Source organism: Kitasatospora sp. CMC57 (genome assembly GCF_045866025.2).
In the GTDB taxonomy this organism is placed as follows: domain Bacteria; phylum Actinomycetota; class Actinomycetes; order Streptomycetales; family Streptomycetaceae; genus Kitasatospora.
On record NZ_AP035881.2, the window covers coordinates 5,982,879 to 5,996,180 of the forward strand.

At 70.5% G+C, this 13,302-nt stretch carries 11 protein-coding genes; 4 read left to right on the plus strand and 7 right to left on the minus strand.

Annotated features, from left to right (window positions below; translation table 11 throughout):
• Positions 1-75: 75 nt before the first annotated feature.
• Both dxs and ACKUU6_RS26845 read left to right on the plus strand, forming a co-directional pair.
• Positions 76-1,986: a 1-deoxy-D-xylulose-5-phosphate synthase gene (dxs, locus tag ACKUU6_RS26840; protein ID WP_407991138.1), complete on the plus strand. Its 1,911-nt coding sequence runs from the start codon at positions 76-78 to the stop codon at positions 1,984-1,986.
• Positions 1,976-3,364 carry an aspartate aminotransferase family protein gene (locus ACKUU6_RS26845; protein ID WP_407991139.1) on the plus strand — a complete coding sequence of 463 codons (1,389 nt, stop codon included), beginning with the start codon at positions 1,976-1,978 and terminating at the stop codon, positions 3,362-3,364. Before dxs ends, ACKUU6_RS26845 begins: the two co-directional genes overlap by 11 nt.
• On the opposite strand, the gene ACKUU6_RS26850 is transcribed toward ACKUU6_RS26845, so the two are convergent.
• From ACKUU6_RS26850 to ACKUU6_RS26870, 5 genes are read right to left on the minus strand one after another with little or no spacing between them, the layout of a single operon-like run.
• The gene (locus tag ACKUU6_RS26850) at positions 3,354-4,103 is read right to left on the minus strand and encodes an NAD-dependent epimerase/dehydratase family protein (RefSeq protein WP_407991140.1); all 750 of its coding nucleotides are present in this window, start codon (positions 4,101-4,103) and stop codon (positions 3,354-3,356) included. The two genes, ACKUU6_RS26845 and ACKUU6_RS26850, sit on opposite strands and share 11 nt — an antisense overlap.
• Before the next feature lie 2 nt (positions 4,104-4,105).
• Complete coding sequence (locus ACKUU6_RS26855) at positions 4,106-5,266, minus strand: enolase C-terminal domain-like protein (protein WP_407991141.1); 1,161 nt, start codon at positions 5,264-5,266, stop codon at positions 4,106-4,108.
• A complete protein-coding gene (locus ACKUU6_RS26860; protein ID WP_407991142.1) occupies positions 5,263-6,564 on the minus strand; it encodes an ABC transporter substrate-binding protein in 1,302 nt (433 codons plus the stop codon). The genes ACKUU6_RS26855 and ACKUU6_RS26860 overlap by 4 nt, the downstream gene beginning before the upstream one ends.
• 53 nt (positions 6,565-6,617) lie before the next feature.
• Entirely contained in the window at positions 6,618-7,421 is an 804-nt protein-coding gene (locus ACKUU6_RS26865) for a carbohydrate ABC transporter permease (RefSeq protein ID WP_407991143.1), read from the minus strand.
• A complete protein-coding gene (locus ACKUU6_RS26870) occupies positions 7,418-8,329 on the minus strand; it encodes a carbohydrate ABC transporter permease (protein WP_407991144.1) in 912 nt (303 codons plus the stop codon). Before ACKUU6_RS26870 ends, ACKUU6_RS26865 begins: the two co-directional genes overlap by 4 nt.
• Before the next feature lie 214 nt (positions 8,330-8,543).
• Between ACKUU6_RS26870 and ACKUU6_RS26875 the strand changes: the two genes are divergently transcribed.
• A complete protein-coding gene (locus ACKUU6_RS26875) occupies positions 8,544-9,461 on the plus strand; it encodes a 5-dehydro-4-deoxyglucarate dehydratase (protein ID WP_407991145.1) in 918 nt (305 codons plus the stop codon).
• Between the two features lie 53 nt (positions 9,462-9,514).
• Positions 9,515-10,630 (plus strand): hypothetical protein, encoded by a 1,116-nt coding sequence (locus tag ACKUU6_RS26880; protein WP_407991146.1) that lies wholly within the window; start codon positions 9,515-9,517, stop codon positions 10,628-10,630.
• Between the two features lie 62 nt (positions 10,631-10,692).
• Here ACKUU6_RS26880 and ACKUU6_RS26885 read toward each other — a convergent pair whose 3' ends face one another.
• Positions 10,693-11,796: a pectinesterase family protein gene (locus ACKUU6_RS26885; protein WP_407991147.1), complete on the minus strand. Its 1,104-nt coding sequence runs from the start codon at positions 11,794-11,796 to the stop codon at positions 10,693-10,695.
• A gap of 69 nt (positions 11,797-11,865) precedes the next feature.
• A complete protein-coding gene (locus ACKUU6_RS26890; protein WP_407991148.1) occupies positions 11,866-13,191 on the minus strand; it encodes a pectate lyase family protein in 1,326 nt (441 codons plus the stop codon).
• Positions 13,192-13,302: the final 111 nt, after the last annotated feature.

Here is a 13,302-nt window from a genome sequence, read left to right on the forward strand (position 1 = left end):
CAGGCGCACCGACGGTGATGACCGCAGGCTGAGTACAGACCGTCATCATCCAGACCCGAGCCGCGAGGTGAAGCCATGTCACTTCTGTCCACCGTCCAGGGGCCAGCCGATCTCCGCCGCCTCTCCCCGGCCGAGCTGGGTCAGCTGGCCGACGAGGTCCGCGAATTCCTGGTCGACGCGGTGACCCGCACCGGCGGTCACCTGGGCCCCAACCTGGGCGTGGTCGAGCTGACCATCGCGCTGCACCGGGTGTTCGACTCCCCGTACGACCGCATCCTCTGGGACACCGGGCACCAGGCTTACGTGCACAAGCTGCTCACGGGCCGTCAGGACTTCTCCCGGCTGCGGATGCAGGGCGGCCTCTCCGGCTACCCGTCCCGGGCCGAGTCCGAGCACGACGTGATCGAGAACTCGCACGCCTCCACCGCCCTCGGCTACGCCGACGGCCTGGCCAAGGCGCACCAGCTGCTCGGCACGCCCGACCGGCACACCGTCGCGGTGATCGGCGACGGCGCACTGACCGGCGGGATGGCCTGGGAGGCGCTCAACAACATCGCCGAGGCGGGCGACCGGCCGCTGGTGATCGTGGTCAACGACAACGAGCGCTCGTACGCGCGGACCATCGGCGGCCTGGCCCACCACCTCGCCACGCTGCGCACCACCCAGGGCTACGAACGCTTCCTGGCGCTCGGCAAGGAGGCGCTGCAGCGCACGCCGCTGGTCGGCCAGCCGCTGTTCGGGGCGCTGCACGGGGCGAAGAAGGGCTTCAAGGACGCGTTCACCCCGCAGGGCATGTTCGAGGACCTCGGGCTCAAGTACCTCGGCCCGATCGACGGCCACGACCTCGGCGCGGTGGAGCAGGCGCTCCGGCAGGCCAGGGGCTTCGGCGGGCCGGTGATCGTGCACTGCCTGACCGTCAAGGGCCGGGGCTACCGGCCGGCCGAGCAGGACGAGGCGGACCGGTTCCACGCGGTCGGGGCGATGGACCCGTACACCTGTCTGCCGGTCTCGCCGTCGGCCGGGGCGTCCTGGACCTCGGTGTTCGGCAGTGAGCTGCTCGCGCTGGGGGCCGAGCGTCCCGATCTGGTGGCGATCACCGCGGCGATGCTCCAGCCGGTCGGGCTGGCCGAGTTCGCCGCCGCGTACCCGGAGCGCACCTACGACGTCGGCATCGCCGAGCAGCACGCGGTGGCCAGTGCCGCGGGCCTGGCCACGGGCGGGATGCACCCGGTGGTCGCGGTCTACGCGACCTTTCTGAACCGGGCCTTCGACCAGGTCCTGATGGACGTCGCGCTGCACCGCCTCGGCGTCACCTTCGTGCTCGACCGGGCCGGGGTCACCGGCAACGACGGCGCCTCGCACAACGGCATGTGGGATATGTCGCTGCTCCAGGTGGTCCCTGGTCTGCGGCTGGCCGCGCCGCGCGACGCCGACCAGCTCCGCGACCAGCTCCGGGAGGCGGTGGCCGTCTCCGACGCACCGACCGTGGTCCGCTTCCCCAAGGGCACCGTCGGACCGGCCGTGCCCGCGCTGGAGCGGATCGGCGGCGTGGACGTCCTGCAGCGCACCGGCCCCGCCCCCGAGATCCTGCTGGTCGCGGTCGGCACGATGGCCCCGGTCTGTCTGGACGCCGCCGCGCTGCTGCTCGCCGAGGGCTTCACCTGCACCGTGGTCGACCCGCGCTGGGTCAAGCCGGTCGACCCGGCCCTGACCGAGCTGGCCGCCGCCCACCGCCTGGTGGTCACCGTGGAGGACAACGGCCGGGCCGGCGGCGTCGGTGCGGCGATCGCCCAGGCGATGCGGGACGCCGAGGTGGATGTCCCGCTGCGCGATCTCGGCATCCCGCAGGAGTTCCTGCCCCACGCCGGGCGGGGAGAGCTGATGGAGGAGATCGGCCTCACCGGCACCGGCGTGGCCGCCCAGACCGCCGTCTTCGCCAAGCGCCTGCTACCGAACCGAGGAGCGAACCAGCACCATGCCGGCTGACCGTCTCGACCTCTCCGCACTCCTCGCCGAACGCGGCGCCGAGCGCTACGAGTTGCAGGCCAAGTACCTCAACCCGCAGCTGGCCCGGATGCTGCACACGATCGGCTTCGACAAGTTCTACGAGCGGGCGGAGGGCGCGTACTTCTACGACGCCGAGGGCAACGACTACCTCGACATGCTCGCGGGCTTCGGGATCTTCGCGCTCGGGCGGCACCACCCGGTGGTGCGCTCCGCCGTGCGGGACGTGATGGACCTCGACCTGCCGGACCTCACCCGCTTCGACTGCTCCCCGCTCCAGGGCCTGCTGGCCGAGCAACTGCTGTCGTACACACCGGGGTTGGATCGGGTTTTCTTCGGCAACAGCGGCACCGAGGCGGTCGAGACGGCACTCAAGTTCGCCCGGTACGCGACCGGTCGGAAGCGGGTCCTGTACTGCGATCACGCCTTCCACGGCCTGACCACGGGCTCGCTCTCGGTCAACGGCGAGAACGGCTTCCGGAAGGGCTTCGCCCCGCTGCTGCCGGACACCGCCGTCCCGCTCGGTGACCTCGGCGCGCTGGCCAAGGAGCTGCGCAAGGGCGACGTGGCGGCGCTGATCGTGGAGCCGATCCAGGGCAAGGGTGTGCTCGCCCCGCCGCCCGGCTGGCTGTTCGCCGCACAGCAACTGCTGCACGAGCACAAGGCGTTGCTGATCTGCGACGAGGTGCAGACCGGCATCGGGCGGACCGGTTCGTTCTTCGCCTACCAGCAGGAGGAGGGCGTGCTGCCCGACCTGGTCTGCGCGGCCAAGGCGCTGTCGGGCGGATACGTCCCGGTGGGAGCCACGCTGGGGAAGGGCTGGATCTTCGAGAAGGTGTACTCCTCGATGGACCGGGTGCTGGTGCACTCCGCGAGCTTCGGTTCCAACGCCCAGGCGATGGCGGCGGGCCTGGCGACGCTGCACGTGATGCGGGAGGAGAGCGTGGTCGAGAACGCCCACCAGGTGGGCGAGCTCTTCCGTGCCCGGCTCGCCGACCTGGTGGAGAAGTACGAATTGCTGGCGGAGGTGCGTGGCCGGGGCCTGATGATCGGCATCGAGTTCGGCCGACCCAAATCGCTGAAGCTGCGAACCGGTTGGACGGCCCTCCAGGCGGCGAGGAAGGGCCTGTTCGCGCAGATGGTGGTCGTGCCGCTGCTCCAGCGCCACCGCATCCTGACGCAGGTCTCCGGAGACCACCTGGAGGTGATCAAGCTGATCCCGCCCCTGATCATCACCGAACGGGAGGTGGACCGCTTCGTCGACGCTTTCACCGAGGTGATGGAAGACGCCCACCGGGGCAGCGGCCTGATGTGGGACTTCGGCCGGACCCTGGTGAAGCAGGCGGTCGTCAAAGCGTAGTGAAATGGCCGCCGAGGAGCTTGGCGTCGGGGCTGTCCGGGTCGAGGTCGCCGACCTCGGCCGCATACGCCTCGGCGTCGTCCTGGGGCTGGTAACCGAGGGCGCGGGCGCTCGAAAGGTCCCACCAGGCACGGGTGTTGGCGCTGATGCCGTTGACGACGGTGTGGCCGACATCGGGGGCGGTGAGGGCGGCGTGGACCAGGCGGGCGCAGTCGGCGGGGCTGAGCCAGGTGGAGAGCATCCGTGCGGAGCGGGGTACGGGGAAGCAGGAGCCGATCCGGATCGAGACGGTCTCCACGCCGTGCTTGTCGGCGTAGAGGGAGGCGAGGGACTCGCCGAAGACCTTGGAGAGGCCGTAGTAGGTGTCGGGGCGGGGCGGGATGTCGCTGCCGATGAGTTCGCCGGTGAGCGGGGTGTAGCCGACCGCGTGGTTGCTGCTGGCGAAGACCACCCGTTTGACGCCCTCCAGGCGGACGGCTTCGTAGAGTTCGTACGTGCCCTGGACGTTGGCGCCGAGGATGTTGGCGAAGCTGTCCTCGACCGAGAGGCCGCCGAGGTGGACCACGGCATCTACGCCCCGGACGGCCGCGCGGACGGCGTCGGTGTCCCGCAGGTCGAAGGTCAGGCCGCCCTCGACCGGGCGGAGGTCGGCCAGGCGAAGGGTGTGGCCGTACGGCGGTAGCAGTTCGTGCAGCAGTGTGCCGACGCCACCCGCCGCACCGGTGAGCAGGACGTGCATGTTCAACTCCTTTGTACGGTACGGGCCTTGATGTAGTCCAGGTCGAAGTCGTCGCCGAGCCCCGGCCGGTCGGGGAACCGGACCACGCCCTGCCGGTCGATCGCGTCCACGATCGAGTGCAGGTGTGGCGGCACCTCGTCGAAGTCGAAGTGCGGGTGCAGCAGGCCGCGTTCGTACCAGCGGCCGTTGGTGGTGGCGCCGAGCAGGGCGAGGTTGCCGGAGCCGTTGCCGTGCACCTCGCAGTCCAGGTTGAACGCCTCGGCCAGGTGCAGGGTGCGGACGGCGGGGGTGATGCCGCCGACGTCGGTGGTGCCGGTGCGCAGGATGTCGCAGGCGCCTGAGGTGATCCACTCGGCCCGGGTGAAGTTCTTGCCCCAGGAGGTCTCGGGGCCGATCACCGGGATGTCGAGCTGGTCGGCGAGCCAGCGGTAGGAGGAGACGGACGCCTCCTCCATCGGCTCCTCGAACCAGTAGTAGCCCAACTCCTGGAGGGCCCGGCCGAGTCGGAGCGCCTCGGTACGGGAGTACCAGTGGTTGGCGTCCAGCATCAGTTCGACGTCCGGGCCGACCGCCTCCCGGACGGCGGTGCAGGCGGCGATGTCCAGCTCGACCGAGGGCGCGCCCGCGATCGGCGGCATCCAGGTGTGCAACTTGACAGCCCGGTAGCCCTGTTCGACCAGCTGCACCGCGAAGGCCGCGAAGTCGGCCGGGGTGGCGAGGCCACCGGGGATCTGGTCGCCGCACATGGTGGAGGCGTACGCGGGGACCTCCCGGCGGGCCCCGCCGAGCAGCTTCCAGACCGGCAGGCCGAGCCGCTGCCCGGCCAGGTCCCAGAGCGCCAGGTCGACGAAGCCGAGCGCTCGGTCGGTCAGCCCGCCGTGGGCGCCGCGCTGCTTCCGGGCGAGTGACGTCCAGAGCCGCTCGCGCTCCAGCGCGTCCTGGCCGAGCAGCGCGGGGCGGACGTACTTCTCGAGCACGTGTGGCCGCAGGTGGTCCGGCTGCACGAGTACGCGGCCTGACGCCCCGTCGGTGTCGGTGACGGTGAGCAGCGCCTCCCGGACCTCGTGCGCGGCGGCGGGGTGACGGTGGCCGTGCGAGTCGACGGCGGTCCTGGCCATGGTGGTGAAGACCGAGACCTCGATCCGCTCGATGACGGCGGTCACCTGTTCTTCGCCCGGTAGTCGGCCTGCGCCTTGGTGAAGGCGTCGGCGACGGACTTGGCGAACTCGGCGGCGGAGGTCTTGCCCAGCAGGACCTTCTGAAAGGCGGGCTCGGCGTCGGTCTTGGTGATCTTCGAGTACTGCGGCAGGTAGACCGGCGGCTGGACCAGCTTGGTGGCGGTGGAGTTGAGCGAGTCGCCGGCCTGCTTGGTGATGCCGGAGGCGGTGTACCACTCGTCGGCGTACGCCTCGGTGTTGGCGGGGATCTGGCCGACGTTCTGGTTCCAGTAGCTGTTGGACTCGTGTGAGTCCAGGAACTCGATGAACTTCCAGGCGGCGTCCTTGTTCTTGCTCTTCCCGAACAGGGAGAAGCCGTCCACCGGGTTGGCCAGCACCGAGGTGCCGTCCGGCCCGGCCGGGAGCAGGAAGCCGGCCACCTTGTCGCCCAGGGCGGTCTTCACGTCCCGGGTGGAGCCGAGGTTGTGGTGCACCATCATCACCTGGTTGGCCTGGAACTGGGCGAGCATCTGTGGATAGGCGTTGGAGACGTCCGCCTCGGGGGTGGTGGTCCGGTACTGGGCGGCGATCTTCTCGATGAGCGCGATGTTCTTCGGGTCGTCGACGGTGGACTTTCCGCTCGCGTCGAACATGGCGGTCAGCCCGGAGTAGGCGTACGCCTCGGAGAGTACCTGGAAGCCGGAGCCCGAGCCGCCGCGGAGGGTGAAGCCGTACTGGTTCTTGCCCTTGTCGGTCAACTTGGCTGCGGCCGCGAAGAGTTCGTCCCAGGTTCGCGGGGTGGCGAGGCCCGCCTCCTTGAACTTGTCCGTGCGGTACCAGATCACGTCCTGGTTGCCGGAGGAGGGCAGCTGGTACAGGCCCTTGCCGCCGCTCGCGCTCCTGGAGATCTCCAGGAAGTTCGCCGAGACCTTCCCGTTCAGGGCGCTCTTGGCGTACAGCTCGTCCAGCGGGGCGAGCGCCTTCTGCGCGGTGAGCGAGGCGAGCAGCGCGGTGGTCACCCCTCCGACGTCGGGGGTGGAGCCGGAGGCGATCGCGGTGTTGTACTTCTCCGCGACCTCCGCGCTGGTGACGCCGACGTACTTGACCGTGATGGTCGGGTTGGCCTTCTCGAAGTCGGCGATCAGCTTCTGGTAGAGCGGGGTCCTGGCCGGCCCGGCGTTGTTGTCCCAGAAGGTGATGCTGGTCCGGCCGCCCGCATCGGAGGAGGCGCCGGAGGAGCCGCAGGCGGTGAGCAGGCCGAGGGCGGCGAGCGCGGCGGCGGTGGTGCGCAGGGTTCTGGACATGGAGGGGGTCCTGTTCTGCTGGGTGGGGGTGGGCCTGTTTTCCTGACGTGAAGTCAGCCCTTGACCGCGCCGGCGCTCATGCCCTGGACCAGGTACTTCTGGACGAAGGCGAACGCCAGCACCACGGGTACCGCAGCGACCACACCACCGGCGGCCAGGGCGCCGAAGTCGACGGTGTTCTCGCCGATGGTGGTCTGCAGGCCGACCGGCACAGTCTGCAACTCGGGGTCGTTGAGGAACATCAGGGCGAAGAGGAAGTTGTTCCAGCTGCCGATGAAGGCGAACGAGCCGACTGCCACGATGCCGGGCCGCAGCAGCGGCAGGACGACGGCCAGGAAGGCGCGGACCCGGCCGCAGCCGTCCACCATCGCGGACTCCTCCAGCTCCACCGGGACGTTCTTCACGAAACCGCTCATCAGGATCATCGCGAGCGGGAGTTGGAAGGTGGTCTCGGCGATGATCAGGCTCCAGCGGGAGTTGATCAGGTCGAAGGTCTGGAAGATGTTGAAGAGCGGGATCAGCATCATCGCGCCCGGGACGAACTGGGTGCAGAGCAGCGCGAGCAGGAAGGCCCGCCGGCCACGGAACCTGAACCGGGCCAGTGCGTAGCCGCCCATCAGGGCGAAGAAGGTGACGAACACCAGGGTGAGCAGGGCGATCCAGACGCTGTTCTGGAAGTACACCCGGAAGCCCATCCCGTTCCAGACCGTCTCGAAGTGCTCGGAGGTCAACGGCCAGGGCAGCAGCGAGGTGGAGCCGGCCGGGCGGAGCGCGAAGAGCAGCATCCAGTAGAACGGGACCACGGTGAAGACCAGGTACAGGGCGAGTGGCAGGAAGAGTCGGAGCACCCGGTTCACGTGTCACGCCCGAACTTGCTGAGCCGCAGGTAGAGGATCGAGCAGAACAGCAGGATCACGAAGGCGGCCGTGGTGAGCGCCGATCCGTAGCCGAAGTCGTACGACTTGCGGGCCAGTTGGGCCACGTAGAGCGGGAGGCTGGTGGTCGCGCCGGCCGGGCCGCCGTTGGTCAGGGTGTACAGCAGGTCGACGTTGTTGAACTCCCAGACCGAGCGCAGCAGCGTGGCCAGCACGATCGCGTCCCGCAGGTGCGGCAGGGTGACGTGGACGAAGGTGCGGACCCGCCCCGCACCGTCCATCGAGGCCGCCTCGTACAGCTCCTTGGGCACGGACTGCAGGTCGGCCAGGATGAGGATGGCGAAGAACGGTACGCCGCGCCAGAGTTCGGCCACCACGGCGGCGCCGAAGACGGTGTCGGGGTTGCCGAGCACCGAGGTGCCCGGGTCGCCGACGCCGAGTTCGGCGAGATGGTGGAAGACGCCGGTGGCCGGGTTGTAGAGCAGCATCCAGATGCTCGTGGTGAGCACGCCCGAGACGGCCCAGGGCGAGAAGACCAGGGCGCGGGCCACCGCCCGCCCGACGAAGGTCTCGTTCACGATCAGTGCGAGGGCCAGCCCCAGCAGGAGCTGGAGCAGCACCTCGACGGAAACCCACTTGGCCGAGAAGGCCAGGCTGCCCCAGAACTGCTCGTCGCCGAACATCTGCCGGAAGTTGGCCAGGCCGACGAAGGCGTTGTCGTACGGCTCGTTCACCACGTGGTGCTGGAGCGCGTAGTAGAGGACGCTGCCGACCGGGAAGAGCAGGAAGGTCGCGAGCAGGAGCAGGGTCGGGGAGATCAGCGCGTACGGTGCCAGCGCCCGGCGCAGCCGGTGGCTGCGGGCAGGGGGTGGCGGGGCGGCGAGAGCCATCGGTGAGCTCGCCTCCTCTCGGAAACGTGGGGGAGCGATGGCGACGCACGGCGACACGCACATGGACGCTGTTCACATTCGTGGACACCCTAGGGAGGGGGTGAGTGGCCGTCAACCCTCCGCGCAGCCAAGTACGTTCACAGATGTGATCTACGGTCAGAATGATGTATAACGCTGAACATCCAGCCCCGCGCCTCGCTAGGAGCGTTCCCCCGTGCCTGCTCTCGTCGACCGCCTCGACGGTCTGCTGTTCTTCCCGGTCACCGCCTTCACCCCCGATGGCGCTCTGGACCTGACCACCTTCCGGGCGCACGTCAGGGCCCGGATCGACGATGGTGCCGCGGCCGTCTTCGCCGCCTGCGGCACCGGCGAGTACCACGCGCTCGGCCTCGACGAGTACGAGGCCGTCATCGCCGCCGCCGTCGCGGAGACCGCCGGAGCCGTGCCCGTGGTGGCCGGTATCGGCCACGGCACCGCGCTGGCCGTGGAGTTCGTCCGACGGGCCGAGCGGGCCGGCGCCGACGGCCTGCTCGCGCTGCCGCCCTACCTGGTCAAGCCCTCGCAGGCCGGGCTGCTGCGGCACTACACCGAACTGGCCGCCGCCACTCCGCTGGAGATCATCGTCTACGCCCGCGACAACGCCGTGCTCGACCCGGAGACCGTGGTCCGGCTGGCCGAACTCCCCAACGTGGTCGGCTACAAGGACGGCCTGGGCGACGTGGACCGGATGCAGCGGATCGTCAGCGCCGTCCGCACCGCCCAGCCGGACCTGCCGTTCCGTTACTTCAACGGCCTGCCCACCGCCGAGCTCACCGGTCTCGCCTACCGGGGCATCGGGGTCACGCTGTACTCCTCCGCCGTGTTCTGCTTCGCCCCCGACCTGGCGCTCGCCTTCCACACCGCGCTGAACAGCGGCGACGACGAGACCGTCAACCGTCTGCTGGACGGCTTCTTCCGTCCGCTGGTCGAGCTGCGCAACCTGGGCTCCGGCTACGCGGTCTCGCTGGTCAAGGCCGGGGTCCGGCTGGACGGGCTGGATGTCGGCCGGGTCCGCTCCCCGCTCACCGAGCCCGCCGCCGAGCACGTCTCCCAGCTGGCCGACCTGATCAAGCACGGCCGCACCCTGCTCTGACCGTTCCGCCCCGGCGCCGGGCCCCCGAGCGCCCCTCACCCTGGAGCACTGCTGTGCGGACCTCCGCCTTCCTCTACCCCTGGGACGTCGTCGGCGACCCGGACGCCGCGCCCCGCCTCGCCGAGCTGGGCCTGGACCAGATCACGCTGGCCTCGGCCTACCACTCCACCAGGGCACTGACCTCCCGTCACCCCGATCGGCGGATCGTCACCGCCAGGCACTCCGCCGTCTACTACCCGCCGGGGCCGTGGCACGGGCAGCGCCTGCGGCCGTACCGGCAGGGATGGGTGGACGCCGCCGACCCGTTCGACGCGGCCTGCACCGCGCTGCGCGCCGCCGGTCTCGACGTGCACTCCTGGGTGGTGCTCGCCCACAACTCCCGCCTGGGCGAGGAGCATCCGGACTGCACCGTGCTGAACGCCTACGGCGATCGCTACCCCTGGGCGCTGTGCGTCGCGCAGCCGGAGGTGGTCGAGTACGGCGCGCTGCTGGCCGCCGAGGCAGCCGTCCGGCCCGGGGCCGGCGGGGTCGAGCTGGAGTCCTGCGGCTGGTACGGGCTGGCGCACCTGCACGCGCACGACAAGATCGGCGGGGTGCCGCTGGGGCCGGTCGGGCAGTTGCTGATGTCGCTCTGCTTCTGCCCGACCTGCTCGGCCGGGTACGCCGACGCCGCTGCGCTCCGGGCGGCGGCGCTGGCCGCGCTGGCCCCGCTCTGGCGCGGCGCCCCCGACCCGGCGGACCTCGCCGAAGCGGTGGGGCCCTCGCTCGCGAGTGATGCGCTCGCCCACCGGCTGGCGGCGGCACGGGAGTTCCAGCAGGCGGCGGTCGCGGCGGTCCGCGAGGCGGCGCCGCCCGGATTCCGGATCCTGCTGCACGCCGACCCCATCCCGCACCACGTCGGGCCCAACCCTGGCGTGGAGGTGGACCGGCTGCTCGGGCAGGTCGACGGCCTGGTCATTCCTGCGGCGCTGCTCCCGGCAGCGCGGGCCGCCGACCTGTCGCGCCGCCCGGGCGATCCGCCACGCCGTCCGGGTGCCGTGGTGGCGGCCAACATCGGGATCCTCGGCGGCTTCGGCCCGGTGCCGGAGGCGGACGAACTACGGTTCCACCACGCCGGGATCGCTTCGGACGCCGACCTGGACGCGGTACGGCGACTGCTCAGGCGCTGAGAACGGTTCGAGGCTCCTCCCGGATCGGCGGGGGGAGCCTCGAACCGTGGATTCGAGCGATGTCACTTCCACGGTTGCCAGTTGTCGGAGCCGGTCAGGTACGTCTCGCGGGTGTGGGCGGCGGCCTGGGTGGCGGTCAGCTGCGGGCGGTTGGCAGGGACGGTGGCGACCGCGCCGGGGCCGGTGTTGGCGTACTCGGCGAAGCGCTGGCTCTGCCACGGGTAGGAGGCGGACATGTTGGCGTAGGGAGCCCGGGCGTTGATACCCGCGCCGATGACGCTCTGGCGGACCGTCAGCATCGGTCGGCTGGTGGTGTCGCTGCTCGGCACCCAGGGGCGGGCCAGGCAGTACGCGCCGTCCGGGGCGGTGCTGGTGAAGGTGCAGCCGGTGGCCAGGAAGCCGCGCGGGTTGGCGCCGCCGGTGCTGGGGGCGAACACGAAGCCCTGCGGGGTGAAGGCCACCGGCCTGGCCAGGGTGCGCAGTTCGCAGCCGTCGAGGACGGCGGTGGCCCGGCCGAAGACGAAGTCGACGTCACCCTCGACGTAGCACTGGCGGTAGTACTGCCGGGCGAAGACGCCGAGAGCGGCGGAGTCCGCGTACAGCGTGTCCTGATGGCCGAGGAAGCGGCAGCGGTGGAAGGCCGACCGGTCCCCGACGGCCTTGACCGCGACCGCCTGGGTGCCGGTGTACTCAGGGTGGTCGGGGCGCAGCCAGTCGTTGGCGAAGGTGACGTCCCGGGCGGTGAACCCGTCCGCGAGCAGGGTGACGGTGGCGCTGCCGGAGGTGCCGTAGGTGCCGCCTCCGGGCTTGGGGGTGCCTGCGGCGTTGTTGTGGACGATCACCACGTCGGTGGCCCTGGCGGTGCCGCCGAGCAGGGTGAGGTACCGACGGTCGGCACTGAGCAGCACGGTCTCCCGGTACGTCCCGGCGGCCAGCACGATGGTCCAGCCGGTGGCGGCGGCGGCGTTGGCCGGGGTTGCCGAGACGGCGGCCTGGACAGTGCGGTGGTCGCCCGCCCCGGCCGGATCGACATACAGCGTCCGGGAGTTGAGGCGCGCTGTGGGGCTGCCGTAGCTGCCCCAGCGGCCGGCGGCGCGGGCCACGCCCGGGGCGCCGACGACCAGCAGGGCGGCCGAGCTGAGCAGGAAGGTACGACGGGTGGGCATGCGGCTCTCCTGGGGGGAGGGCCCCGGCGCGGTGGGGGCGCGCGCCGGGGCCGTGGGGGAGGGGAAGGGTCAGATCCGGCCCGCGCCGGCCGAGGCGGTGACGGCGGCCGGGACGGCGGAGGTGGCCTGCACGGTGAGCCGGAGCGAGGGCGTCCAGCCGGCCGAAGCGCCCAGCGTGCTGCTGGAGTGGGCGGCGTTGTAGGCGGAGATCAGGTCGGTGGTGGTGCCGTTCACCGAGTTGTTGTCCGCCGTCAGCGCGGTGCCGTTGAGCTTGCTCAGCACCTGGCCGGCGGTGGTCCCGGACGGCAGCTTGAAGTAGTTGTACTGGGCCACGATCTTCGAGTTCTTACCGACGCCGATGCTGTACTCGTACTGTCCGGCGGTCGGCACGAAGTAGTTGTTGTAGACGTCCACCTGGCCGAAGCGCACCCGGGGCGCGCGCTCCACGGTGTTCTGCCAGAGATTGTGGTGGAAGGTGACCCGGAGCTTGCCGGTGTCCACCGTGGAGCTGTCGCTGTTGCCGACCAGGATGGTCTTGTCGTGGTCCTTGAAGACGTTCCAGGAGGCGGTGACGTAGTCGGCGCCCTTGACCACGTCCAACTCGCCGTCGTGCACCTGGTACGGGCGGCCGAAGTAACTCGGTTGCTTGGAGTCCACGTTGGCGCCGTCGGTGAAGGTGTTGTGGTCGACCCACACGTGGGTGGCATTGTAGGCCACCAGATTGTCGTACATCGAGTTCCAGTTGCCGGTGGAGCCGTCGGTCGGGTCCCACTGCGGGAAGCAGTCGGCCGCGTCCTCGAAGGTGAGGTTGCGGACGATCACGTTGTCCACGTTCTTCACCACCAGGCCGCCGCCGAGCAGCTTTCCGCCGTTGATTCCGACGATGGTGGTGTTGGCGCCCACGTTGATCTGCACCCGGGCGGCCTGCGCCTTCTGGGAGGCGGCCCGGGCGTCCTCCAGGGCGCCGGACGGGACCTTGCTCCGGCCCCAGACCGCCGGGTCGTACGCGGCGAGGTACTTGGCCAGGGTGTAGCCGCCGGTCTGGTAGTTCGCGCAGGACAGATGGGCGTTGGAGTCGTTGACGTTCAGGTCGATGGTGCCGGAGACCTGGATGATCTTCGCGGTGGCGTTCGAGGCGTTGGAGCTGTTGTTGCCCCCGAGGGCGGCGACCAGCTGGGCCCGGGTGGTGACCGTGACGGTGTGCGCGGCGTCGGCCTTGCTGCCACCGGTGGTGCCGGTGGTGGCCGAGCCCCAACCGTCCTTCGCGGCCAGGACGGTGTGCGCGACATCGGCCGCGGCGGCCGGGGTGACGGTGGCACAGGTGACGGTCACGCAGGTGGCGCCCAGCAGGGCGGCGGTGCAGGCGAGCAGGGCGGTGCGGCGGGGTACGCGCATGGCGAAGCTCCTCGGACGGTGGGTCAGGTGGGGGGAGGAGAATGCGAGGGCGATACGCTCCGACTGGGTTCAAGGACATGAACCACGGTCGCATCCATGGCCGGGACGATA

Excerpts from the sequence above, each read along its gene's own strand:
- dxs (WP_407991138.1), top strand. The coding sequence starts at position 76 with ATGTCACTTCTGTCCACCGTCCAGGGGCCAGCCGATCTCCGCCGCCTC.
- ACKUU6_RS26845 (WP_407991139.1), top strand. The coding sequence starts at position 1,976 with ATGCCGGCTGACCGTCTCGACCTCTCCGCACTCCTCGCCGAACGCGGC.
- ACKUU6_RS26890 (WP_407991148.1), bottom strand. The coding sequence starts at position 13,191 with ATGCGCGTACCCCGCCGCACCGCCCTGCTCGCCTGCACCGCCGCCCTG.
- ACKUU6_RS26850 (WP_407991140.1), bottom strand. The coding sequence starts at position 4,103 with ATGCACGTCCTGCTCACCGGTGCGGCGGGTGGCGTCGGCACACTGCTG.
- ACKUU6_RS26860 (WP_407991142.1), bottom strand. The coding sequence starts at position 6,564 with ATGTCCAGAACCCTGCGCACCACCGCCGCCGCGCTCGCCGCCCTCGGC.
- ACKUU6_RS26870 (WP_407991144.1), bottom strand. The coding sequence starts at position 8,329 with ATGGCTCTCGCCGCCCCGCCACCCCCTGCCCGCAGCCACCGGCTGCGC.
- ACKUU6_RS26885 (WP_407991147.1), bottom strand. The coding sequence starts at position 11,796 with ATGCCCACCCGTCGTACCTTCCTGCTCAGCTCGGCCGCCCTGCTGGTC.